Source organism: Bacillus sp. T3, assembly GCF_033449965.1.
Taxonomy (GTDB): domain Bacteria; phylum Bacillota; class Bacilli; order Bacillales; family Cytobacillaceae; genus Bacillus_BU.
Genome location: NZ_CP137761.1, coordinates 1,317,671 through 1,340,368, shown reverse-complemented (window position 1 = coordinate 1,340,368; position 22,698 = coordinate 1,317,671). Strand labels below are relative to the sequence as shown.

25 protein-coding genes and 4 pseudogenes are annotated in these 22,698 nt (G+C 38.4%); 5 read left to right on the top strand and 24 right to left on the bottom strand.

The genetic code is table 11. The features are described 5' to 3' along the window. Nucleotides 1-9 precede the first annotated feature (9 nt). The 4 genes and pseudogenes from lepA to gpr all read right to left on the bottom strand — a co-directional run bounded on the left by lepA (nt 10) and on the right by gpr (nt 4,805). A pseudogene (gene lepA / locus RGF10_RS06850) lies at nt 10-1,846 on the bottom strand (translation elongation factor 4). A gap of 167 nt (nt 1,847-2,013) precedes the next feature. Continuing rightward, nucleotides 2,014-2,355, bottom strand: a complete 342-nt coding sequence (locus RGF10_RS06845) for a YqxA family protein (protein WP_318508337.1) — start codon at nt 2,353-2,355, stop codon at nt 2,014-2,016. Between the two features lie 17 nt (nt 2,356-2,372). Beyond that, nucleotides 2,373-3,584, bottom strand: coding sequence for a stage II sporulation protein P (locus RGF10_RS06840; protein ID WP_318508335.1), 1,212 nt, complete (start codon nt 3,582-3,584; stop codon nt 2,373-2,375). A 96-nt stretch (nt 3,585-3,680) separates the two neighbouring features. Next, nucleotides 3,681-4,805: a GPR endopeptidase gene (gene gpr, locus RGF10_RS06835; RefSeq protein WP_318508333.1), complete on the bottom strand. Its 1,125-nt coding sequence runs from the start codon at nt 4,803-4,805 to the stop codon at nt 3,681-3,683. 572 nt (nt 4,806-5,377) lie between these two features. Here gpr and rpsT point away from each other — a divergent pair. Then, nucleotides 5,378-5,641, top strand: a complete 264-nt coding sequence (gene rpsT, locus RGF10_RS06830; RefSeq protein ID WP_318508331.1) for a 30S ribosomal protein S20 — start codon at nt 5,378-5,380, stop codon at nt 5,639-5,641. A 51-nt stretch (nt 5,642-5,692) separates the two neighbouring features. Here rpsT and holA read toward each other — a convergent pair whose 3' ends face one another. After that, complete coding sequence (gene holA, locus RGF10_RS06825; protein ID WP_318508330.1) at nt 5,693-6,709, bottom strand: DNA polymerase III subunit delta; 1,017 nt, start codon at nt 6,707-6,709, stop codon at nt 5,693-5,695. A gap of 315 nt (nt 6,710-7,024) precedes the next feature. On the opposite strand from holA, the pseudogene RGF10_RS06820 reads away from it, so the two are divergent. Continuing rightward, nucleotides 7,025-7,155 (top strand): annotated as a pseudogene (locus RGF10_RS06820) (YqzM family protein). A gap of 110 nt (nt 7,156-7,265) precedes the next feature. On the opposite strand, the gene RGF10_RS06815 reads toward RGF10_RS06820, so the two are convergent. From RGF10_RS06815 to RGF10_RS06795, 6 genes and pseudogenes are all read right to left on the bottom strand, one after another. Beyond that, nucleotides 7,266-8,798 carry a DNA internalization-related competence protein ComEC/Rec2 gene (locus RGF10_RS06815; RefSeq protein ID WP_318508328.1) on the bottom strand — a complete coding sequence of 511 codons (1,533 nt, stop codon included), beginning with the start codon at nt 8,796-8,798 and terminating at the stop codon, nt 7,266-7,268. Between the two features lie 10 nt (nt 8,799-8,808). Further along, the gene (locus tag RGF10_RS06810; RefSeq protein ID WP_318508326.1) at nt 8,809-8,991 is read right to left on the bottom strand and encodes a ComEC/Rec2 family competence protein; all 183 of its coding nucleotides are present in this window, start codon (nt 8,989-8,991) and stop codon (nt 8,809-8,811) included. 93 nt (nt 8,992-9,084) lie between these two features. Next, nucleotides 9,085-9,204, bottom strand: a pseudogene (locus RGF10_RS23780) (DUF4131 domain-containing protein); the annotation flags it as partial. Nucleotides 9,205-9,215: 11 nt separating this feature from the next. Continuing rightward, nucleotides 9,216-9,578 carry a hypothetical protein gene (locus RGF10_RS06805; protein ID WP_318508324.1) on the bottom strand — a complete coding sequence of 121 codons (363 nt, stop codon included), beginning with the start codon at nt 9,576-9,578 and terminating at the stop codon, nt 9,216-9,218. A gap of 216 nt (nt 9,579-9,794) precedes the next feature. Then, nucleotides 9,795-10,355 (bottom strand): ComE operon protein 2, encoded by a 561-nt coding sequence (locus RGF10_RS06800; RefSeq protein ID WP_318508322.1) that lies wholly within the window; start codon nt 10,353-10,355, stop codon nt 9,795-9,797. A gap of 86 nt (nt 10,356-10,441) precedes the next feature. Beyond that, nucleotides 10,442-10,867: a helix-hairpin-helix domain-containing protein gene (locus RGF10_RS06795; protein ID WP_318508320.1), complete on the bottom strand. Its 426-nt coding sequence runs from the start codon at nt 10,865-10,867 to the stop codon at nt 10,442-10,444. Nucleotides 10,868-11,153: 286 nt separating this feature from the next. On the opposite strand from RGF10_RS06795, the gene comER reads away from it, so the two are divergent. After that, nucleotides 11,154-11,975 (top strand): late competence protein ComER, encoded by an 822-nt coding sequence (gene comER / locus RGF10_RS06790; protein WP_318508317.1) that lies wholly within the window; start codon nt 11,154-11,156, stop codon nt 11,973-11,975. Nucleotides 11,976-12,255: 280 nt separating this feature from the next. On the opposite strand, the gene RGF10_RS06785 is transcribed toward comER, so the two are convergent. The 8 genes and pseudogenes from RGF10_RS06785 to RGF10_RS06750 all read right to left on the bottom strand — a co-directional run bounded on the left by RGF10_RS06785 (nt 12,256) and on the right by RGF10_RS06750 (nt 17,376). After that, nucleotides 12,256-13,002 carry a class I SAM-dependent DNA methyltransferase gene (locus RGF10_RS06785; protein WP_318508315.1) on the bottom strand — a complete coding sequence of 249 codons (747 nt, stop codon included), beginning with the start codon at nt 13,000-13,002 and terminating at the stop codon, nt 12,256-12,258. Beyond that, entirely contained in the window at nt 12,999-13,355 is a 357-nt protein-coding gene (gene rsfS, locus RGF10_RS06780; RefSeq protein WP_318508313.1) for a ribosome silencing factor, read from the bottom strand. The genes RGF10_RS06785 and rsfS overlap by 4 nt, the downstream gene beginning before the upstream one ends. A 4-nt stretch (nt 13,356-13,359) precedes the next feature. Further along, nucleotides 13,360-13,887 (bottom strand): bis(5'-nucleosyl)-tetraphosphatase (symmetrical) YqeK, encoded by a 528-nt coding sequence (gene yqeK / locus RGF10_RS06775; protein ID WP_412176716.1) that lies wholly within the window; start codon nt 13,885-13,887, stop codon nt 13,360-13,362. Beyond that, nucleotides 13,805-14,486 (bottom strand): annotated as a pseudogene (locus RGF10_RS06770) (nicotinate-nucleotide adenylyltransferase). Before RGF10_RS06770 ends, yqeK begins: the two are co-directional and overlap by 83 nt. 18 nt (nt 14,487-14,504) lie before the next feature. Then, complete coding sequence (gene yhbY, locus RGF10_RS06765) at nt 14,505-14,795, bottom strand: ribosome assembly RNA-binding protein YhbY (RefSeq protein WP_318508309.1); 291 nt, start codon at nt 14,793-14,795, stop codon at nt 14,505-14,507. Further along, entirely contained in the window at nt 14,795-15,628 is an 834-nt protein-coding gene (gene aroE, locus RGF10_RS06760; protein WP_318508307.1) for a shikimate dehydrogenase, read from the bottom strand. The genes yhbY and aroE overlap by 1 nt, the downstream gene beginning before the upstream one ends. Nucleotides 15,629-15,657: 29 nt before the next feature. Further along, entirely contained in the window at nt 15,658-16,761 is a 1,104-nt protein-coding gene (gene yqeH / locus RGF10_RS06755; RefSeq protein WP_318508305.1) for a ribosome biogenesis GTPase YqeH, read from the bottom strand. A 3-nt stretch (nt 16,762-16,764) separates the two neighbouring features. Further along, nucleotides 16,765-17,376, bottom strand: coding sequence for a YqeG family HAD IIIA-type phosphatase (locus tag RGF10_RS06750; RefSeq protein ID WP_412176685.1), 612 nt, complete (start codon nt 17,374-17,376; stop codon nt 16,765-16,767). A gap of 334 nt (nt 17,377-17,710) precedes the next feature. Here RGF10_RS06750 and RGF10_RS06745 point away from each other — a divergent pair, with 334 nt between their 5' ends. Continuing rightward, complete coding sequence (locus RGF10_RS06745; RefSeq protein ID WP_318508301.1) at nt 17,711-17,851, top strand: sporulation histidine kinase inhibitor Sda; 141 nt, start codon at nt 17,711-17,713, stop codon at nt 17,849-17,851. A 27-nt stretch (nt 17,852-17,878) separates the two neighbouring features. Here RGF10_RS06745 and RGF10_RS06740 read toward each other — a convergent pair whose 3' ends face one another. Further along, the gene (locus RGF10_RS06740; RefSeq protein ID WP_318508300.1) at nt 17,879-18,664 is read right to left on the bottom strand and encodes a phosphatidylserine decarboxylase; all 786 of its coding nucleotides are present in this window, start codon (nt 18,662-18,664) and stop codon (nt 17,879-17,881) included. 112 nt (nt 18,665-18,776) lie between these two features. On the opposite strand from RGF10_RS06740, the gene pssA reads away from it, so the two are divergent. Beyond that, nucleotides 18,777-19,316 (top strand): CDP-diacylglycerol--serine O-phosphatidyltransferase, encoded by a 540-nt coding sequence (gene pssA, locus RGF10_RS06735; protein ID WP_318508298.1) that lies wholly within the window; start codon nt 18,777-18,779, stop codon nt 19,314-19,316. A 24-nt stretch (nt 19,317-19,340) separates the two neighbouring features. Here pssA and sigK read toward each other — a convergent pair whose 3' ends face one another. The 4 genes from sigK to RGF10_RS06715 form a co-directional block, all read right to left on the bottom strand. After that, nucleotides 19,341-20,063 (bottom strand): RNA polymerase sporulation sigma factor SigK, encoded by a 723-nt coding sequence (gene sigK / locus RGF10_RS06730; RefSeq protein ID WP_318508296.1) that lies wholly within the window; start codon nt 20,061-20,063, stop codon nt 19,341-19,343. A gap of 577 nt (nt 20,064-20,640) precedes the next feature. Then, the gene (locus RGF10_RS06725; protein WP_318508294.1) at nt 20,641-20,781 is read right to left on the bottom strand and encodes a YrzI family small protein; all 141 of its coding nucleotides are present in this window, start codon (nt 20,779-20,781) and stop codon (nt 20,641-20,643) included. A gap of 417 nt (nt 20,782-21,198) precedes the next feature. Next, entirely contained in the window at nt 21,199-21,900 is a 702-nt protein-coding gene (gene mtnN / locus RGF10_RS06720; RefSeq protein WP_318508292.1) for a 5'-methylthioadenosine/S-adenosylhomocysteine nucleosidase, read from the bottom strand. 115 nt (nt 21,901-22,015) lie between these two features. After that, the gene (locus RGF10_RS06715; protein WP_318508291.1) at nt 22,016-22,666 is read right to left on the bottom strand and encodes a YrrS family protein; all 651 of its coding nucleotides are present in this window, start codon (nt 22,664-22,666) and stop codon (nt 22,016-22,018) included. Nucleotides 22,667-22,698 lie beyond the last annotated feature (32 nt).

Genomic DNA, 22,698 nt, shown 5'->3' with positions numbered 1-22,698 from the left:
CATCATCTCTTATTTTTTCGTATTGTTATCATCCATCCGAAGCACAGCCATAAACGCTTCCTGTGGCACTTCAACAGAGCCTACTTGCTTCATCCGCTTTTTACCTTCTTTTTGTTTCTCCAATAGCTTACGTTTACGAGAAATGTCCCCACCGTAACATTTGGCAAGTACGTTTTTCCCCATCGATTTAATCGTTGAACGGGCAACAATTTTTTGACCGATTGCTGCTTGAACAGGAACCTCAAATTGTTGCCTTGGAATGAGTTCCTTCAGCTTTTCAACAATTACTTTACCACGTTCGTAAGCAAAATCTTTATGAACAATAAAGCTCAAAGCGTCAACTTTTTCCGCATTCAACAGAATATCCATTTTAACTAACTTTGATTCCTTATAGCCAATAAGCTCATAATCAAAGGATGCATAGCCTTTTGTGCTCGATTTTAATTGATCAAAGAAATCATAAACAATCTCAGATAATGGAATTTCGTAAACAATGCTCACACGGTTTTCATCTAAGTATTGCATATCGATAAAAATTCCACGTTTTGCCTGGCAAAGCTCCATGATCGCCCCAACATAATCATTTGGTGTCATCATCGTTGCTTTTACATATGGTTCTTCAATCCGGTCAATTTTCTGTGGATCCGGCATTTTGGAAGGATTGTCTACTTTTAACTCTTCACCATCTGTTTTTACCACATGATAAATAACACTTGGTGCAGTTGTAATTAAGTCTATTTTGAATTCGCGTTCAATACGCTCTTGGATTATTTCCATATGGAGTAAACCTAGGAATCCACAACGGAAACCAAAGCCTAGCGCTTGTGATGTCTCCGCTTCAAATTGAAGAGCTGAATCGTTTAATTGAAGCTTCTCTAAAGCCTCACGTAAATCGTTAAATTTAGCAGAATCAATTGGATACAAACCGCAATATACCATTGGGTTCATTTTCCGATAGCCTGGTAACGCTTCAGTCGCCCCATTTTTCGCATTCGTAATGGTATCACCTACTCTGGTGTCGCCTACGTTTTTAATTGCTGCTGTTAAGAAACCAACATCTCCGACAGAAAGTTCATCAAGCGGCATCGATTTAGGCGTAAATACGCCCACTTCTGTAACTTCAAACTCTTTTCCCGTTGCCATCATTTTGATTTTGTCGCCAACTTTAACCGTACCCTCAACCACTCGAATATATGCCACCACACCGCGATAGGCATCAAATAAAGAGTCAAATATAAGTGCCTTTAATGGAGCATCTGGATCACCGACAGGTGCAGGTACCTTTTCAACAATTTGCTCAAGGATATCTTCAATTCCAATTTCCGGCTTTTGCTGATGCTAATACCGCTTCAGACGCATCAAGCCCAATGACCTCTTCAATTTCGCCTCGAACTCGCTCTGGGTCAGCACTTGGCAAGTCAATTTTATTAATAACAGGTAAAATTTCCAGGTTATTATCTAACGCTAGATAAACGTTAGCTAATGTTTGTGCTTCAATTCCTTGGGCAGCATCGACAACAAGAATTGCCCCTTCACATGCTGCCAAACTCCGGGAAACCTCATAGGTGAAGTCGACATGTCCTGGTGTATCAATTAGATGAAACGTATATTCTTCGCCATCTTTTGCTTTATATTTCAATTGGACAGAGTTTAATTTAATCGTTATTCCTCGTTCTCTTTCTAGATCCATGGAATCAAGCAATTGATCCTTCATTTCACGTGAAGTTAGCGCATTTGTCTTTTCCAAAATGCGGTCTGCTAATGTTGATTTCCCATGATCGATATGAGCAATGATGGAGAAATTCCGTATTTTTGATTGTCGTTTTAGCTTTTCTTCTCGGTTCATTCTTGTTCACTCCTACAATTCTCGCGCATATACACTATTTTTCATTATACCAATAGAAAAAATAACATTCAACGAAAAGAAGTATTTGGTGAAAAAAGAAAAATAATGGAGCTACTCATTTTCGTTTTTTGGAAAAAAATAAACACAGGAGACAATAAGCCCCTGCGTTACTTTCCTATTTTTTCTACAATTATATTAATGGCATTTTCTGTTGCTTCTGATAACCCTTTTGACATATTTTTCCCTAAGGATGAAAAAAAGTTAAAAGAATTCATTTCCTCGATTTCTTCTTTCTTTTTTTGAAGATCATGACTGCTGACGTCATTTCCTAAAAAGGTTCCTTCAATTTTTCCATTGTCCCTTTCATTCAGGGTGAATGCATTACCAAAATCTGTATCTTCATAACCCTTCATCCGCTGAATACCATTGTTTGCCTGTTGCATACCGAACAAAACACAGATAAACATGATCGATGCCAATAGAAAGCTTTTTAACATAAATAATTTCATTGTTCTCACCTATCACGCTAATTTGGATTTGCAGGCTGGCTGTTATCCTGATTAACTTTTTCTGCCTGCCAATAATGCTCACTAAATACGTCTGCTAATGCATCAGATGATCGATACAGTTCTTCAAAAGTATTATCGACACCACCGAATTCGATTAGAATAGCATTTGCCGATAAATCCTGATTGTATTTTCCATTCCCTTCATGTTTGACTATTACACCTCGACTAAGCCCAGGGTATTTTTTCTGAAGAAGCTCGTGCAGTTCCGTTGCTAATTTTGAATTTTTCTCATAATTGGCTTGATTTCCACCAATAATAAATGCCAGTTTGGCATAAGATTGACCATTGATAACTTTTGTCGTCATATCCTTCCGATGACTATCGCGATGAATATCAATAAAGTATTGCAAATCTTGATTACTTGCCATTGCTTCTTGAACAACCGGCCTTGATTCTTGATACGATTGGGCGTATGTCCACCCTTTTTTATTTAGATTCCCCTGAATATCCGTTTTCTCTACATAAGTCCCAACTCCACGACTTTCTAACTGTTCCTTTAATTTATCTCCAATTTTCATCACATTTAATTCGGAATGATATGCACTATCAGGATCATTTACGCCTTTTAGGTACGGAAGATAGGACTCACGATTATGTGAAAAATAGACGTAAACGACTTGTCTACCACCGGTTGTTAAAGGTGGAGTACTTTTTTTGTCATTCTCTTCTTCACTTTTACTTCCAGCATCGATCCCCTCTGTATTTTGAAGCGAAGCCTCCTGTTCAGCCTTTAACACTTCAACAGGGGGCGCTGACTCGATTGGCATATTCGTATATCTTGTCCCCTCACCAGCAACAAGGATTTTTCCATCAAATAATGAAAACCCCGGAAGTTCACGGCCCAATAAGCTTCTTGGGTCATCCAAATTTATATTGGTCGACATTTTAAACACAATATTCGTTAACTTTGGCGTCTGACTACTTTCCGGTAATGAGTCAAGAAAATAATGATTTTCTGACCCCATTAAATGATAAAGCCACTCCCCTGTCATATTCATCGCCACATTATTTAGCGAAGAGGAAGTTAACCGATATTCAGGTTTTAGCGAAGTCATTAAACCGCTAAGTGAGAATACGAAGAATAAAAATAGTAAAAATGTGATCACAGCTCTTACTATACTAGACGCGTGTACGGCTACGATTAGACCCTGTCTCCTATTAAATTTCATGGTTCCACCTCTCATAAAGCGATTCTAGTAAATACTATGAATTTGCTAGAGAAGATAGAACCTGTTTATCATGACAAGGAATCCAAATTTCATTTATTATCTAGTATAGAATCCTGTGTTCTCTTGATTAATGTTTTGGTGCAGTGCGGAATTTAGTCCATTTGCGATAAGATTTGCCATATCTTCAATAAACACGTCAACTTCCTTTGGTGTTACCATTAAATTGTGCCCAAGCGGTGAGAGAACCTCATAAATTAATTTTCGCTTCTCTTCATCCGGTAGGACCCCAATCATCCCCAAGAAGGTTTTCCGATGCTGTTCTTCTGGTAAATCCTCCTCTGTTAGCTTCTTTTTCTCACCAAAGGTCATCCCAGCTGGTGTGAGGGCTCTCGATGGTCGTCCGCCTTCCTTTAGTTCACGACCAAAATGTTTAAGAATAAAATCGATCGTATCACTTGTAATCGAAACGGCATCTACCACAGTCGGTACACCCAGAGCAATGACCGGAATCCCGAGCGTTTCTTTACTAATTTCCTTGCGTTTATTGCCAACACCTGAGCCAGGGTGAATTCCTGTATCGGAAATCTGAATGGTTGAATTGACTCGTTCAATGGATCTCGAAGCCAAGGCATCAATGGCAATGACAAAATCAGGCTTGGATTTTTCGACGACTCCAAAAATAATATCGCTTGTTTCAATTCCTGTTATTCCCATAACGCCTGGAGAAATGGCACTGACAGGTCTAAAGCCCTGTTCCACATTTTCAGGCTGTAATTGGAACAGATGTCTCGTAACGAGTAAATTTTCACATACTGACGGGCCGAGTGCATCTGGCGTGACATTCCAGTTGCCGAGTCCCACGACAAGACAAGAAGCATTATCTGGTATCCCAAGCATCTTTAAGAAATGCGAAAATTCACGCGCAAATACCTTTTCCACCTTTTGCTGAAGCTCACTATCCTGTTGCCTAATTCCAGCGACCTCTAAGGTTAAGTATCGGCCTGGCTTCTTCCCAATAACTTCTTCAGCCTGTGGGGTAATTTCAACTAATGAAATTTTAATGTCATCTTCTTCTTTTTCCTTTATAATCACACCCTCAATTTGTGAGAGGTTCTCTTCGCTTTGCACCGTTTTCGCACGCTCCGCCAGCACCATTTCCCTCGCCTCAACAGCAAGATCCGTTCGCACAGCATATTTACTTAAATCCAATGATTCAGACATCAAATTCCCTCCATTTTTCATTTTGGAAGATAAAGGTGATAATTCAGCTAATCATTTATTAATAATCTGAGTTAAAGAAAGTTCTAATTTTGAGAACCTGTTGATTGGAGCGGAAGGTGCGAGACTCCTGCGGGAGAAGGTGTCATGGGAGACCCCACAGGCGCTAAAGCGCCGAGGAGAACGAAAAGCGTAAGCGGCTTGCTCAGGGGCGACAGGCATAAGGCGAGCCGGCATGAAGGTCGTTCTTTGAGCTTCTTGACGGATTGGCTTATGACCCGAGCCCCTAGCCGCTGCAGCTAGACAGGCTCCCAGACTCCCCCGCGGAAAGGGAGTACCTGGAGCGGAAATCAACAGACAAATTTAACCCAACCAATTAATAAATATACTGAAGGTTCCAATTCCTATCTTTTCCTTTTCGAAGAATAAACATTCGTCAATTACGCAAATTAACAGGAGAGTATTGCAATCTGAAGTGGCGTTTGATAAAATATCACTTGTTCTTAATAATTGTTATGAATGTTAAAGTGTAAGTCGAGTTGATATAATCTCGATCTTTTTAGGAGGTGAATTGAATGCCAAATATTAAATCTGCAATCAAACGCGTAAAAACTAGCGAATCTGCAAAAGCTCAAAACATTCAAGTTAAATCTGCGATGCGTACAGCAATTAAAAAAGCTGAAGCAGCAGTTGTAACGAATGATGCTGCTGTAGCACAAAACTTTGCTGAAGCTGCAAGCAAGCTTGACAAAGCTGCTGGAAAAGGCTTAATCCACAAAAATGCTGCTGCAAGAAAGAAATCACGTTTAGCTAAGAAGATCAATTCTTTAAACGCTTAATGTTATATAAAAAACGACCTCAAAAAGGTCGTTTTTTTATTTTTGCTCTATTTATTTTTTCAATCTCAGCAAGAACATTTCAATTAACATTTTTTTATTCATTCCACCTGTTTTCATTTGATAATCAGCATCTGCTAATAAACGAATTAAATCTGCCAATTCATCATCAGAAAAATGTTTAGCATGCCCCGCTGCAAGCTTTACACGGTACGGATGGGTCTTAAGAAAGCTTGCCATCTGCTGCTGTCCATAGCCTCTTCTCGATAGTTCCTTCACTTGATAAATTAACCTAAATTGACCAGAAATGATCGCTAAAATTTTTAACGGCTCCTCATTTTGCTTTAGAAGGTCGTAATAAATCCGCAGAGCCTCTTCTACGTTTCGACTGACAATTTTGTCTATTAAGGTAAAAATATTTTGTTCAAGTGATTTAGACACTAATAGTTCAACAATCTTTTCATCTATATAAGCTGAATCCTCTACATAAAGAACCAACTTGTCCATTTCACTTGTTAACATAAATAAATTCGCCCCAACAAGCTCAATCATTCGTTCTGCAGCTTGATCCGTCATTTTGACTTGTTGTGATTGGGTCCGGTCCAATAGCCAACTTTTCAGTTCGGCCTGCGATAATCGTTTTGATTCAAACGTTACTGCCGTCCGTTTTAGTTCTTTCGTTATTTTTTTTCGCTCATCTAGCTTTTCATACGGTGCAATAAAGACTAATACGGAATATGGTGCAGGTTCCTTAAGGTATGCCTCAAGCTTTGCCAGATTATGTTCGACTTTTTCTTTTGTTTTTTCAGAAGTAAGAAACACCGGGTTATGTAAAAGAATTAACCGTTTATCACCTAGAAACGGTAAGGTCTCAGCGTCTTCAAGCACAACCTCAATTGGAGTTTCCTCCAAATCATAGCTTGAAAAATTAAAATCAGACTCGTCCGAATCGAGTACATACTGAGCCAGTAACTGCTTTGTTTCATTTATGAAATATGTTTCAGTTCCATATAATAAATAAATTGGTGCTATTTGTTTTTTCTTAATTTGTTTCCATATATCAAAAACCAATTTCCTTCGCTCCGATCACACTGAAAAATTAATGCATCTTAATCTTATCGTAAAGAAGCTAAGGCTATTTGACAAGTGCTTAAGAGAGAATGGACGAACCCTTTCGTTCGCCCATTCCTTTTTATTTAAACGTTGTGAACATAAGGCCTAGGATCTTACTTCACAACGGTATCACGATTGTAATTTTATTTTGAGCCAAATCACATTGAACTATTTGTGACAACTCTTGTCATAAAAGGAAGAGGAAAGAGAGTGGTGGATTTTTTTAAATGTTTAGCTTATACTAAAAATTGAAATAGGGGGAGGGATCAAACTATGAATGAATTTGAAAAATTAGTCGATAAGCGCAATGACGCACTTGATTCCGGATGGGATTCTTCGTTTCATTCGGATTTTTCGCAACATTGTTTATTATCGCAACAGTCATAAAAGTTGTTGGATCTTAATCAATCCGCTACATAGTTTCATTTTTTAGACTGCATGTTAATGCAGTCTTCTTTTTTATCTAACAAATGAACTTCTAAATACAACAGGGGATGCTGTGGTTTACATTATACTATGGAATCCTTACTGAAAAAGTTCCTCGTTTTCCTTTAAAAATATAAGAAATTGCTCCATTTTGGTCTGTCCTAAATATTTTAATTTGACGTGCCTTAAGCCTTGAAATAACCTTCTTGTGCGGATGTCCGTAACGATTATTCTCACCCACGGAAATCACTGCAATTTCTGGCTGAAAGGCTGTTAGGAACTCCTCAGTCGTCGACGAATCGCTTCCATGATGGGCAACCTTTAATACATTAACATCCATATTTTTGTATCGTTTAATAAGCTCCTTTTCCCCTTCTTTTTCAAGGTCCCCGGTAAACAGCCAATTCAATCCCCCAAATTGTGCATACATGACAATTGAATGGTCATTCTTATCAGCAACTTGGACATCCACAAGTGGTGTTAAAACACGAAATACAATCCCATTCTTACCGAAAGAATCACCTGCAGATACAAAGGTAACAGGAATTGAGTTCGCTTCAGCCTCTTTTATTAAATCCAATTCGAGCGATGCTTGGCTTGGTACCTTCGGTAAAACAATTTCTTTAACAGATAGCCCCTCCATTATCGCTCGGGCTCCTCCTATATGATCAAAATCGCCGTGAGTCAAAATCAATTTATCAATCGTCGACACACCTTTACTTTTTAAATACGGCAAGACGATATCCTCCCCTACTTCAAAGCTTGAATGACGCTCCTGCCATTTATCCTTCGAAAACGCAACTTTTCCACCTGTGTCGATAAGAATGTTTCCTTGGTGATTTGGTAATTTAATCAAAATAGCGTCACCTTGTCCTACATCAATAAACGTCACTTCTCCATAGGGGGACCACATATTTATCCCTAACTGCAGTGTAATAGGTAGAAAAATGAACAGACAAGTCTGACCTAATTTTTTGGGCGTCCCTTCGAGTTTTAAAAAAATAAAACAAATAAATCCTATATAAAATAAGAGTATAAAAAAAACAGGGCGTCCAAGTGTAAGGATGTGGAATGGAAGAGTTGAAAATGCTTCAATTATGAAATTAACGAGGAGGATGACTTGATTCGTAATCCAGACCAGTGGCTCAAAAATAACACCCAAAAGCGGATATAGTAGAAAAACAAAAAATAAAAAAGGCGTGAGGAAAACAGAAAAGAAAGGAACAAAGATCACATTCGCAATGAGTGAAAGGAGTGAAAACTCATAAAAATTATAAAGAATAATGGGGAGTGTAGCCAGTTGCGCAATATAAGAAGTTAATAATAATTGCCCAACCATCGATTTGTCTTTTAAAAGAAAGGTTGAAAGCAATAATGCACCACTTGCACAAAAAGAAAGTTGAAATCCAACATCAAATACAAGATAAGGTGAACACAATAACACTAGTAAAAAAGCTACTGATAAGGCGTCTAATGGCAATAGACGCTGATGACCTAGTTTCATACTGGATAGAATGACAAGCATCATCACTACCGCTCTTACCACGGATGGTGTCGCACCAGTCAACAAAGCATAACAGGGTAGAAAAATGAGCAGCACATTGACCATTGTCTCTCTCATTACACCTATTCTAATTCCAACAAAGTACAATACCCCAGTCAAAAAGCTGACCTGAAGACCTGGAAATCGCTAATAAATGGACAATACCAATCCTTTCGTATGCTTGAACAAGATCTGAATCCATCACCGCACGCTCACCAAATAATAATGCTATGGCAAGTGAACGAATCGGTTCGGGAAAATAAGCTTTCACTTTATTAATTCCATTTGACCGGATATTATCCATGTATGAAAAAAAGGAAGGGTTGGGTTGCGAGCAGCTAGAAAGAGGGTTTTGGTTGGACTCAAATATCCAATGGACACCTTTTGTTGCTAAATATTGTTGGTAGTCAAAGGAGTTGGGATTCCTGGCTGTTTGAGGTTTTTGGAGTTGACCAGAAAGGTTGCAACGAAGCCCATACCTCATTTGGCTTTCGATTACATTTTTTCATTCATAGAGGTGATATAATAGCGGATTAGTAACTTTTCTTTAGTTTGCTGGTCCTCCCCAGTAATTTGAAGCAGGTCGCCATCGGTTTCCCATTCGAAAATGGTGATAGCAAGTCGCTCCTCTGTTCCATTTAAATCAGTTTTATTATTAATATCAGTCGTAATTGCAACAATAACATAAAGAGGAAAAGTGAGCACGATGACGAAATAATGGGGCTTTGAAAAGGGTTTATAGCGATAAAGGAGCCAAACATAACCAAAGAAAATGATAAGGGCTAAGTATGAATGGAGCAATGCAGTTAACGTGCCAAGAAGTGCACTAATTGCAATATAGACCCCCTTTCCCTTCATGTTAAAGGCCTCCTTCCATGTGGATTGATAAGAAAAGCGCAAGGCGCCCGCCTATCGGCGACAAGCACAAGACGAGCCGGCCGAAAGGTTGTTCTTTGACCTTTTGGACGGATTGGCTTGTGACCTCGAGCCGATGGCGCCTGGAGCTAGACACCCATCAAAATTTTATACTTTCTTATCTTTTAAAAAACGCCTGCCAATACCGGCGCTTTTCATTTAAACTGAAAAAAGCTTTTTCGCTTGCTCTGTTAGCTTTGATAATGAGCTTTCGTTCACTCCGTTTTTCTCAAGTTCCGCTAACAGATCGGATACAAATAACGACTTTTCTGCCTGATTCCAATCAAAAGATAGCTGGCTATTTACTTGCTCCACCCGAACATTCGCAGCATCGAAGAGTTCCAATGCATATGGGTGATTTTTATAATCCTCTGCGTAATACACCGTCTTAATCCCAGCTTGAATAATTGCTTTGCAGCATTGTAAGCACGGAAAATGTGTTACATATATATCAGCTTCCGCTGTAGGAACTCCAAATTTTGCACATTGTAAGATGGCATTCATTTCAGCATGAATGGTCCTAACGCAATGATTATCGATTACGTAGCAGCCTTTATCAATACAATGATCACCACCAGTAATGGAACCATTATAGCCCCCTGCAATAATTCGTTTATCTCTTACGATGGTTGCCCCAACGGTCAAGCGTGTACATGTACTTCTTAATGCTAGCAGATGGCTTTGGGCCATAAAATATTCATTCCATGAAATCCGTTCCAACCTTATTCCTCCCTCAAGATCCAGTTGCCTCTTTTTTAGTGTAATGCCCGAGTCTTAACGCGTCAATTTGAAAAAAGGATTGCCATTTAGTCAATGGTTATTTTATCCTTTAATTTTTCAAATGTTTTTTCTCCAATTCCACTAATTGATTGAATTTCTTCAATGGATTTAAAAGGACAGGTGGTTGTTCGATATTCAATAATAGCGGCAGATTTTGAAGGACCAATACCTGGGAGAGTTTCAAGCTCAGTCTCATCTGCTTTATTAATATTCACTTTATCAGGCTGCGATTGATCACCTACACTTGTACCAACAACGAAATCAGTCTCAGTATCACCGAATTGAGGGATAGCGATGACCATTTGATCCTCGACGTACATGGCTAAATTAACCTTCGATTGATCTGCCATGTCGGAAAAGCCCCCTGCTCTTTCGATTAAATCAATCACCCTTTCACCTTTCTTTGCTTCATAAACCCCTGGCTTTTGAATCGCTCCTTTCATATCGATCATGATCTTTTGTGGGGGTTCTTCCTTAATGGTTTCTTTTGTTTGGTTCGTTGTAACAGTAGAATTTTCGGTTTCAAACTGGGTGTTTTTGCTATCTGGAGATTTTCAGAGGAGCTGGGAGCAAAAAAATAATACCCTAAAACTACAAGCAAGAGAACCACGCCAATTACATAATGCTTATACATTCTGAACCATTCTTTCAACTTGTACCATTCCTTCCAATAGTTATATTCTTGTAATTTTTTTCATATTGTATATGAGAAACTGGCTCACGAAGGGGGATAGAACGATGAAAACTGGAATCATTGGTATTGGAAATATGGGGAGGATTTTAGCTGAGGCCCTGCTAGAAAAAGAGGCAATATCCCCATCCAACTTAACCATCGCCAATCGGACAATGAAAAAAGCCCTTGAGCTTAAAAATAAATATAAAGATGTATCAGTAGTTGCCACAGCTAAAGAAGTTGCTATTGATTCTGATTTAATCTTTATTTGCTTGAAGCCGCACGATATCATCCGAGTCATCCAAGATATTACCCCCTACTTATCGGAGGATAAGTGTCTTGTATCCATTACAAGTCCAATCAGTGTTGCCCAATTAGAATCAGTTGTTCCATGCTCGGTAGCAAGGGTCATTCCAAGTATTACAAATCGAGCAAAAGCTGGTGTGTCATTACTCACGTTTGGGGACGAGTGCACAAAAATGTGGAGAAATAAGTTGGAACGATTATTCCAAAAAATATCTGTGCCCATTGAAATTGATGAAAAGGTCACAAGAGTTGCATCGGATATTTCAAGCTGCGGTCCTGCATTTTTTAGCTATTTAACACAGAGATTTATTACTGCAGCTGTAAAAGAAACAGAAATCGATAAGGAAACAGCCATTGTATTGGCCAGTGAAATGTTAATTGGTTTAGGGGAATTACTAAAAAATGGTTATTATACATTACCTACATTACAAGAGAAAGTTTGTGTAAAAGGTGGTATTACAGGGGAAGGTATTAAAGTCTTGGAAGAAGAATTAGGTGAGGTATTTGAGCATGTATTTGCGGCAACTCATTCGAAATTTAAGGAAGATTTGGAGATGGTAAAAAAGCAGTACCCTTTATAAATTCTCGATATTTGTAAAATTTCCTGCGAGATCATTTTAAATTTTTTATTTTGACTGTTGATTTCCGCTCCAGGTGCTCGCTTTCCGCGGGGCGGGCGGTGAGCCTCCTCATCGTTTTACGCTTGCGGGGTCCCACCTGTCCCGCTGCTCCCGCAGGAGTCGAGCACCTTCCGCTCCAATCACAGACTGCACATCATTTACAACCTTCTCTAACAAAGTTTTTTTAAAAAAAATAAGGTTGACTCATTTGGGAATTACTCCCGATGGGTCAGCCTCATTTTTATTTCTTTTTGGCAGTAAAAAATATTCTTTCCGATTCGTTCGATGGAGCCTCAGTTGAAAAATCAGCACTTACCTCCAGCAGTTCAAAACCAGCATTTTCAAGCCACATCGAATATTGCTCAATGGAATAGGTCCGTTGCAGGTGAAGTTCATCGAAACGTTCGTACAGTCCCGTTTGCTCATCTAAAACGAAAAAATTCAAATCATGTTCAACACTATTCGGCCATTCACCAGGATAGCATTGCCAAATATAAGCAATCCGTTCTTCATTCAAAGCAAAGGTGGCATTCATAAAAATTTGATTCATTTTAAAAAGGGAGTGGACATCGAACATAAACAACCCATCTGGCTGTAATAGGTTATAAACGCACTTAAAGGTTTTTTCGACCTCTTCTTCCGTTTGTAGATAGTTCAATGAATCACAAAATATAGTGATCACATCAAACGGATTGAACCCTTCCATTTCCGTCATATTTTGTTGAAAGAATTCAATCGCAAGACCACTTTCCATCGCCTTAGCATGAGCAACCGCTAGCATGTCCTCAGAAAGGTCTACCCCTGTTACACGTAAGCCAGATTGGGCAAGATAAATTGATAATTCTCCTGTTCCACATGCCACATCTAATATGTTGTTAGTCTGTACTAGATATTTTTCGGTTTGTCGAAGAACATGTTCGACCCATAGTTCATATGGTGTCTCTCTCATTAATTCATCGTAAAGATAGGCAAACCGGTTGTAGGTCATTGATTTAACTCACTTAACACATTCTCGATTGGTGCGTCTCCCCATAAACGTTCTAGCTTGTAATAGCTCCGCTCGTCACGGTGGAATACATGGACAACGATATCACCTAAATCAACAAGGACCCATTTTGCCTCATCAAAACCTTCAATTCGTTTTACAGAAATCTGTAATTCATCTGCTTTCTCTTTAATTTCACGAACGATTGCTTGAACTTGCTTATCAGAATTACCGTGACAAATGACAAAGTAATCTGTAATTAATGAAATGCCTTGCATGTTTAGTACGAGAATATCTTCTGCCCTTTTGTCATCGGCTGCTTTAACAACAGCGTGTAATAAACTTCTATCTGTCATGTACTCAATTCTCCTTATTTAAGATGAGATGATTATATGTTTCGATTGTATCAGGAAACACAGGTTGATTCTTTTTTAGTAAAAAAATAATCGTATTTTTAATGGAAGCAATTAAGGCATCTATTAAGTTTATTTTAGCCAATTCTCTAACATCTTCAACACCCGGAAAATGCCTTCCCGGTTCAATATAATCTGCTAGGTAAATAACTTGCTCTAAAATCGTCATTCCTTTACGCCCAGATGTGTGGAAACGAACAGCATCTAATACTCCTGGATCCGTTATTCCTGCTTCCTTTTCAATTAAGTATGCCCCAACAGGTGCATGCCATAATTCCGAATTGAACTGCAATAATAATGGATTCATTCCTTGCTCCACAATGATTTGCTTCATTTCATTCTTGGGGCGAAATTTTGCATAGTCATGAAAAATCGCCGCAAGCTCCGCTTTTTTAGGATCTGCTCCATATTGCTTTGCCAGGATAATCGCCGTTTCCATTACCCCAAGTGTGTGCTGATATCGATGCTCTGTCAGCTGGGGCTTGACGATTTTCAGTGCTTTTTCACGATCCATATAGCCGATTCTCCTCAATATAGTTTCGAACAGATTCAGGTACTAAATACCGAATCGTTTGCTTCTCTTTCATTCGATTACGAATGAGTCTTGACGATACTCCCATTTCCAGGTACGGTTACGTGGATGATTGGATACGGGGTAATATCTTGATAATCTGGTCTATTTACCCCGACAAACTTAACGATTCGGATAAGTTCATCTATTTTATTCCATTTTGATAAATATTCAATCATATCCGCACCAATGATAAAATAAAAATCATATTCTGGATATTTCTCCGTTAAAAGCTTCATCGTATCAAACGTATAGGACGGTCCAGGTCGTTCTAGCTCAATCTTTTCGATCACGAATTTTGGATGTCCGAAGGTGGCCAATTCAAGCATTCTCACACGGTCATCATTGCTTGCACCATCAGATTTTTGCTTATGCGGGGGCTCCTGATTAGGCAAAAACCATACTTCATCAAGCTTTAATTCTTGCAATACTTCATTGGCTATCAATAAATGACCGTGATGAGGAGGATCAAAGGTGCCTCCAAGTATGCCGATTTTTTTCAAAACCAGCCCTCCTTGCTGTTATGGCAATTCAATTTGCTTATTTTCTTGTGATTCCTTGTATAAGACAACTGTTTTTCCAATCAATTGTACAAGCTCGGAATCGCTTCCGTCAGCCAATTGTCTTGCCACAACATCCTTATCCTCTTCACAGTTTTGCAGGATGCTTATTTTCATTAATTCTCTTACTTCAAGTGCCTCAGAGATCTGTTTAATCATATTATCATTAACCCCACCTTTACCTACTTGAAAGATTGGCGTAAGGTGGTGTGCTTTCGAACGTAAAAAACGCTTTTGTTTACCTGTTAACATTATTTTCCTCCTAGTTGCTTTTGTACAATACTTCTCATGCGATCTGTGTCTGGAAAGATTCCAGTCCATAACTCAAAGGCAAGCGCCCCTTGAAAAACAAACATGTCCAATCCATTTTGAATCGCGGCACCTCTCTGCTTTGCTCCTCTTAACAATGAGGTTTCAAGCGGATTATAAATGATGTCGCTAACAAATGCATCCTCTTTAAGCTTTTCTAAACAAATGGGCATTTCTTCAACATTCGGTGCCATTCCAATCGATGTCGTTTGAATAATGATATCATACTCACCCAGCGTTGACTCGGCTTCTTGTTTACTAAGTGCGTTTGCTTCAATAGCATATGGACAATCAAGAATTAGTTCTTGTGCTTTTTCGATCGTTCTGTTTGCGATATCAAGCCTCTTAACCCCTTCCTTTGACAAGGAGAAAAAAAGCCCACGTGCAGCCCCACCTGCACCAATCATTAGCACGTTTTTATCCTTGAGGCTTGAAACCTGCTCTGTCAAAGCTTTCACATACCCTGAACCATCGGTGTTATAGCCGATAAGTTTGCCATCGACATTGACGACCGTATTTACAGCTCCAATTGCTTTCGCTAATGGATCGATTTCATTTAATAAAGGAATGATGGCCACTTTATGCGGAACAGTCACATTAAAACCAGAGATTCCTAAAACCTTTAAACCATTAATAGCTTGCGACAAATCTTCTTTTTTAACATGAAACGGGAAATAATGAGCATCTATGTTGTAGCGTTGAAAAAGATCATTGTGCATGAGCGGTGACATCGAGTGTGCAATCGGATCGCCGATGACTCCAAATAGTTTCTTCACATTCCTCTCCCCTTAACGCAAATCTCTATTTATATAAGTGATTTCCTTAACATGACATGAACACCTTTAGGTACATAAGCAGAAACCTTAGCTCCAGGCTCATTTACCGTTACCCAACCAAGACCTGAGAAGACAACATCTGTTTTTCCTTCTTTAATCATAAATTCATGGCGCACAAGCTCTGGAAACTCATTTAGCTGGTCTTTCCTTGGTGGTGTAAGGAGCTCTCCCGCATGGTTTTGATAAAGTTCATCCGCTTTTTCCACCTTCGTTCGATGGATGGAAAGTTCATTTGATAAATAGCAAGTAAACGAGCGTCGTCCACCAGTCAGATAATCAAATCGAGCTAGTCCTCCGAAGAACAAGGTTTGTCCTTCATTCAACTGATATATTTTAGGCTTAATTTCCTTCTTTGGTGTAATGTATTTTAAGTCACGCTTGTCTACAAAATGAGCCATTTGATGATGATTAATAATTCCTGGTGTATCGATTAATGCTCTATTATCTGAAAGTGGAATTTCAATAATATCTAGGGTTGTTCCCGGGAAATGCGAGGTAGTAATGACCTCATCTTCACCTGAAAACTCCTTAATTACGCGGTTTATAAACGTTGATTTACCAACATTTGTACAACCAACAACATACACGTCTTTACCATTGCGATAGTGTTCAATGGCTGCAACCGCTTCACGAATAAACTGGCCCTTTGAGGCACTAACAAGCAGTACATCCTCCGCCTTTAAGCCAAGCTCTTTAGCTCCCTGCTTCATCCAATTAATCAATTTATTCGGCTTTACAGATTTGGGTAATAAATCGACTTTGTTGCCAATTAATAAAATCTTGTTGTGGCCAACGAACCGATGCAAGCCTGGTAGCCAACTGCCATTAAAATCAAAAATATCAACAATTTTAACAATAAGGGCATCCTTTTTCCCAATCTCGTTTAAGATTTTTAAAAAATCATCATCCGTCAATTGGACATCCTGAACCTCATTGTAATTTTTCAAACGGAAACAACGTTGACAAATGATTGTATCCTTTTCTAATGCAGATTTTGGGGCGTAGCCCAATTCAGCTGGATGTTCTGTTTGAATTTTTACACCACAGCCAATACAAGCTAATTGTTCATTCACTCTTTAATCCTCCCATTGGATCATCCCTTTTTTTCGGAACCAATTTAATATGACTCGTTCAATTTGACGATTAAACTTCGTAAAAAATCCATCTGTCTTTGCGACTGGAACCACAAGAATGGTATGAAATCCACTGCGATTTCCGCCCAGTACATCAGTCAATAGCTGGTCACCAATCACAACAGACTCCTCTTTCTTCACTCCCATTTGGCTTATTGCCTTATTAAATGCACCTGCTAGAGGCTTTCTTGCTTGAAAGATAAATGGGATCCCTAAAGGATCTGAAAAGGCTTTAACACGCTCTTCATTATTATTTGAAACGATTGTAATCAAGATTTCATTCTTTTTCATTTCTTCAAACCATTTAACCAGCTTTGGAGTTGCGTTTGGACGGTCCCACTCAACTAGCGTATTATCCAAATCTGTGATAATCGCTTTTACTCCTTTTTCCTTTAATCCATTAGGTGAAATGTCAAAGATACTTTTAACATGTTGGTCCGGTAAGAATTTTTTTATCAATTGGTTACACCCCATATTCCATTTAGTCCGAATACAAATACTAAAACAAATTACTACTTTACCTAAATTTTGACCTATTGACCATATCAAATACATTATTATAAACCGAAAATCGAAATTAGCGACATAAATTATGTAGAATGAAATCGAATTGTGAAGATTGTTCGAATTTCTAAATAAAAGTTTTCGACAGTTCTCTTATTCCACATGGTTGTGGATAACTTTATGCACAATATACCATTATGATTTTCCCGCTTATTGCTAGTTATAAACAAATTAATCACATGTTATCCACTGTAGTTTGTGGATAACAGAACGGTTGTTCTAATATTTTTTATTTGATAGAGTAAGGATACAGCAAGCAATCTTACCATTATATGCCTATGCTCGATAAAAAGAACAAAACTTATCCGGAAGGGTGAATGCTGTTATGAAAAAACTATCAGATAACCTGTTAATGGAATCCTATCACAAAGCAGTCGAACTAAAGCTTAATCCTGATTTCATCCGCTTAATTGAAAATGAATTAAAACGGAGAGCTTTATACCATAATATCAAGGTGTCATCCTAAGATTGTAAGCCGGATAGGCTTATTTTTTTAATGATCGGACATTTCACCTAATTCTTGGCCAACAATAACCTCGATCGGCGTTTGTAGATCGTTGTTTACCGCAAAAGAATCCTTCTCAAACAACAAGACGACCGTTGAGCCAAACGTAAAATAGGCTAGTTCATTACCTTTGTTAATTTGTGATCCCTCATGAACCATTTCGATTGAATTTACAAACATAGCGCCCACTTTAACAACTGCCACATGTCCATACTCATGCTTGATCTCGGTAATCCGACGATAATTTTTTGATAATGTCTGTCTCCCATATTTTAACCCTAATTTGTTGACTGGGAACGATTTCTTTCCAAGTGTCCATTGATCGGTTATTTCACCGGTAATCGGACTATGAATTCGATGATAGTGACTTGGGCTTAAATATAGTAGGATATAGGCCCCGCCTATATATTTTGCTAGTGCCTCTTGCTTCCCGAGCATTTCAGCAATCGAGTATGTTTTTCCTTTAACCGTTATTTCACTATTCTCACCTATCTGGCCGATTTCTTCAAATACTGCATCCACAGGACTTGCGACAGAATTTGAATTCGAATTGTGTATTCGCGCACCCGCTTTCAACCTTCGAACAAACAGTTCATGTAGCGTAGGAAATGCATGTAACGGTTTCTCCATTTCATCCAAATTTAAATTATAGACTTTGGCGAATGAAGGTATAAAAAATCGGCTTAGTCTTGATGTTGAAAAGCGTTTGAGTAGAGCTGATGTCAATCTACCATTTGTTAGTTCTATCATGAGTCTGTATAAGCTTTGAATCAATACGGTACCCTCCAAATTATGTTCTTTACTCACATGCATAAAACGCTTAAAATTAAATATTATTATATAAGCTATTGTAAAACCCCTTCCGTTCAATAAGGAGTGAGGAGCATTGTTTTTATTAGAAGTATTTGATCACACCATTAAAAAGCTAAAAAGTCAAACAGCAAATGTATTAACACTTACAAATTTAGGGCTAGGTGGTTATGCGATTATTGTCGGCTTAAACGGCAATTTACGTCTTAGTCTCCTACTTATCTTTGTTGCAGCACTTGCTGACCGGTTTGACGGAATGGTGGCCAGGAAATTTCATATTGAATCAGAGCTTGGCAAGCAACTCGATTCCATGAGTGATATTATATCATTTGGAGTCGCCCCTGCACTATTATTATATCAAGGAATTTTATTTGAATTTGGGGCACCAGGAATTTTCTTCACAGTCTTCTACATTGGATGCGGAGCTTTTCGGTTAGCCAGGTTCAACATTTCTGAAAACAATGGTTATTTCACGGGTTTACCGATAACCGCTGCGGGTTGTCTGGCAACGCTTAGTTTCCTTATCATTCCGTATTCCCATCCGCAAGCATTCTTCTTTTTAATGATCCTTTTATCTTTATTAATGGTCAGTCCTTTCAAGCTTAAAAAAGTTTAAAAAAATGGATGATGGGAATTCCCATCATCCATTTCCATTTTTTCGTTTTTCCTTTTCGGCACGATAAAATTCATGAAACATCTTCATTAATGCCCGCTTCTCAATCCTAGATACATAGCTTCTTGAAATTCCTAACTCTTTTGCTATTTCACGTTGTGTTTTTTCCTTTTGCAAATCAAGACCAAATCGGCCAACAATCACTTCTTTTTCACGATCATCTAAAACATCAATATATTTCTTAACCTTTTCAAGCTCCATATTTAATTGAATCGTATCGATTACATCTTCTGATTCTGATTTCAACACATCGATCAGTGAAATTTCGTTCCCTTCCTTATCCTGTCCAATCGGATCATGTAAGGAAACATCTTTCTTCGTCTTCTTTAAAGCGCGTAAATGCATTAAGATTTCGTTTTCAATACATCTTGCTGCATAGGTAGCCAGTTTGGTTCCTTTTCCTTCTGAATAGCTTTCTATCGCCTTTATTAATCCAATCGTACCGATTGAAATTAGATCTTCCGCGTCTTCACCTGTATTTTCAAATTTTTTCACAATATGAGCAACTAGCCGCAGATTATGCTCGATTAGCATGTTTCGAGCGTGTGGATCTCCATTTGCCATTAGTCGTAAATATTTTCGTTCTTCTGCTGCAGACAAGGGCTGAGGAAATGCATTATTTTTGACGTAAGAAACCAGAAATACAATTTCCTTTACTAAGTAACCCAGTGCTGTTAAAATGCCGGACATGGATTCACCCCCGCAAGTTTAGGCGAATGCCTATAACTAATCCTATGTTCATTGGCTAAGGTTTGTGTCTGTCCGGTGATATTTTTCTAAGGAATGATGATTTACTTAGGATCGATGCGAGAAAATAACAGGTTAGTGAATGAATAAAAAAAGCATTAACCACGAGGGCTAATGCTTTTATTTCTTTAACATTCTTCGGCAGCACTGACTTCAGTTGCAATAATACTAACAATAACCGTACAAACCGTGAGACCCATCACCATTAAAAACATTCACTAACACCCCTTGTTTAGTATCTGAATATTACAATTTCAACTTATCACATCAACAACTTAATACAGGTTTCTATTTGTGAACATTTTGTTAAAAGTGATATTTCTAACAAAGATTCATTTCTTTTCCATTCCTTTTCGAAAAAATATCGTGAACAACAAGATGTGCAATGACATTAAGTTTCACCTCTTCATCAAGATAACTAGGTGGAATCTTTCTCCACCCATAACCAATTTTGTCTTCGCTGAATGATATCGTACATAATCATTACCACCTTTCTTTTGTTTTTTACAGAGACTACAAATTAAAATGGACGATACAGGGAATACTGACGTTCTTTGTGTTGTTCATAAATTTGTTCTATAAATTCTTGATTTAAAAACTCTTCTTTTGATTTTTTACGTTTTTTGATCGTAATCGTAAAAAATAAAATATTTAAGGTCATCTCACCTCACCTCCCTTATTCCATTATTTTCCATATCCCTTCAATAAAAATACCGCAGGAGACATTCCCCCTGCGGCAGTATATAAATGTGGACACAAAAATACCGCAGGAGACACCATTCCCCATGCGGTAAGGATATGCTAAAAAAGATTAAGCGTACCAGTCCCAGTTGGCCGAATGTGTGTAATATGAAGTTATTTTGTTGTGTTGAATAGCTGGCATCATTTTCTTTGCGTTCATTTCATTCGACCTCCTTTTTGGTAAATTTATCTTACATAGGTTATTATATCCATGGCATCCAATTAAGTAAACACTTTCCAGACCAAACATTCCGACAAATTTCTATTATCGAAGTGTTACGAAGTCACTGCAGCTAGAATATTGATAAAGCGCCCAACCGATATTGGGCGCTTTTCATTAACTATTTTTTAATCCTGAGACAATTTTCATTACCAGGTTAGCAGAGTTAACAGCTGCTTTAACTAGGTACTGTTCAAAGGAGACATTCGATTCTTTTCCAGCAATGTCTGATAAGGAACGGATAATGACAAATGGAACGTTGAATTGATGTGCTACCTGCGCGATCGCAGCAGCTTCCATTTCGACTGCTTGAACATTCGAGAATTTTGTTCGTACAAATTCAACACGATCAGGATCATTCATAAAGGAGTCACCAGTCGCAATGACCCCTGTGACGACTTGCACATCAGAAATTTCTTTGGCACTTTTCTCGGCGATTTGCACTAGATTATCGGTAGCAGTGAACGCTGGTGGCAATTGAGGAACTTGTCCATATTCATAGCCAAATACAGTTACGTCAACATCATGATGTCTAGCTTCAGAGGAAATAACAATGTCTCCAACGTTAAGACTAGGATCAAATCCGCCAGCGGAACCAGTATTAATGATATAATCAGGTGTGAATTTTTGCAGGAGTATGGTCGTTGACATTGCCGCATTAACCTTACCAATCCCAGAACGTAAAAGAATGACATCGACACCATCCATAGAGCCCGATGTAAATTCACAGCCAGCAATTGTTTCTACCTTTTGATCAATAATATTTTTTCTTAATAAAGTAACTTCTTCTTCCATTGCCCCTATAATTGCAACTTTCATTCTTTAACCTCTTTTCAATGTTATGTATCTTATGTAAGTACCTCCATCATTTTAACGCACTATAAAACAAAAAAGCTACTTCTGAAACAGAAGTAGCCTCTTTTAATTTAACATATTATTGTCCTTTGTCATTTTCAATTAATTCTTCAACCTTTGATGGCTTCCAGCCCTCACTATTCACCCATTCGAGGTAAACTCGGTAGGCTTGCTGCGGATTATCTTTTGCCGTTACAGTACCAATCGCCTGATCTTGACCATTACGACTTAAATACCAAACGGTCATATTACTCTCGTCGACGTTAATTGCAGATGCAAGTGCCTTAACCCTTTCGTCCCAATCAACCGTTGCGTCTGCATTCGGGCCAGATTGAGTGGTCCCTACAGGCTCCCAGCTAGGGTCGACAATTGTTTTTTGGATATTGTCTCCGCCACCCTCGGTAATAGTTGGTTCATCTTCACCTTTATCTTGTTCTGTATCAGCTGCGTTCTCGCTCTCATTTGAAGCATCGTCTTTAGTTGTTACTTGATTTTGTTTCGCAGATTTTGTAGTCTCATTCTCGTTATCATTACTGTTCATTTTATTTTCAACAGTTTGTTCCTGCTGTTCTTTTTCAGGATCATCCTTGGAAAAAATAGAAACCGACACGATAATGATTAATAGGAGCACAAGCCCAATTAATCCGTTTAAGACCATATTTGTTTTTCTTCTCTTGGAACGAATTTCAGAACGCATTGTTCCTCTTGATTGCTCGTAATTGCTTTTCAAAAGATAAAGCCTCCTTTGACAAGTTGATAATA

What these genes read in the sequence shown, in the direction of transcription:
- rsfS (WP_318508313.1), bottom strand. Translation starts at nt 13,355, where the DNA reads ATGACAGATAGAAGTTTATTACACGCTGTTGTTAAAGCAGCCGATGAC.
- RGF10_RS06725 (WP_318508294.1), bottom strand. Translation starts at nt 20,781, where the DNA reads ATGACCTTAAATATTTTATTTTTTACGATTACGATCAAAAAACGTAAA.
- RGF10_RS06845 (WP_318508337.1), bottom strand. Translation starts at nt 2,355, where the DNA reads ATGAAATTATTTATGTTAAAAAGCTTTCTATTGGCATCGATCATGTTT.
- comER (WP_318508317.1), top strand. Translation starts at nt 11,154, where the DNA reads ATGAAAACTGGAATCATTGGTATTGGAAATATGGGGAGGATTTTAGCT.
- RGF10_RS06750 (WP_412176685.1), bottom strand. Translation starts at nt 17,376, where the DNA reads ATGTATTTGATATGGTCAATAGGTCAAAATTTAGGTAAAGTAGTAATT.
- rpsT (WP_318508331.1), top strand. Translation starts at nt 5,378, where the DNA reads ATGCCAAATATTAAATCTGCAATCAAACGCGTAAAAACTAGCGAATCT.
- RGF10_RS06815 (WP_318508328.1), bottom strand. Translation starts at nt 8,798, where the DNA reads ATGAGAGAGACAATGGTCAATGTGCTGCTCATTTTTCTACCCTGTTAT.
- gpr (WP_318508333.1), bottom strand. Translation starts at nt 4,805, where the DNA reads ATGTCTGAATCATTGGATTTAAGTAAATATGCTGTGCGAACGGATCTT.
- RGF10_RS06795 (WP_318508320.1), bottom strand. Translation starts at nt 10,867, where the DNA reads ATGATCGATATGAAAGGAGCGATTCAAAAGCCAGGGGTTTATGAAGCA.
- RGF10_RS06785 (WP_318508315.1), bottom strand. Translation starts at nt 13,002, where the DNA reads ATGACCTACAACCGGTTTGCCTATCTTTACGATGAATTAATGAGAGAG.
- RGF10_RS06805 (WP_318508324.1), bottom strand. Translation starts at nt 9,578, where the DNA reads ATGAAGGGAAAGGGGGTCTATATTGCAATTAGTGCACTTCTTGGCACG.
- sigK (WP_318508296.1), bottom strand. Translation starts at nt 20,063, where the DNA reads ATGTCCGGCATTTTAACAGCACTGGGTTACTTAGTAAAGGAAATTGTA.
- mtnN (WP_318508292.1), bottom strand. Translation starts at nt 21,900, where the DNA reads ATGAAAGTTGCAATTATAGGGGCAATGGAAGAAGAAGTTACTTTATTA.
- RGF10_RS06745 (WP_318508301.1), top strand. Translation starts at nt 17,711, where the DNA reads ATGAAAAAACTATCAGATAACCTGTTAATGGAATCCTATCACAAAGCA.
- yhbY (WP_318508309.1), bottom strand. Translation starts at nt 14,795, where the DNA reads ATGTTAACAGGTAAACAAAAGCGTTTTTTACGTTCGAAAGCACACCAC.
- RGF10_RS06840 (WP_318508335.1), bottom strand. Translation starts at nt 3,584, where the DNA reads ATGAAATTTAATAGGAGACAGGGTCTAATCGTAGCCGTACACGCGTCT.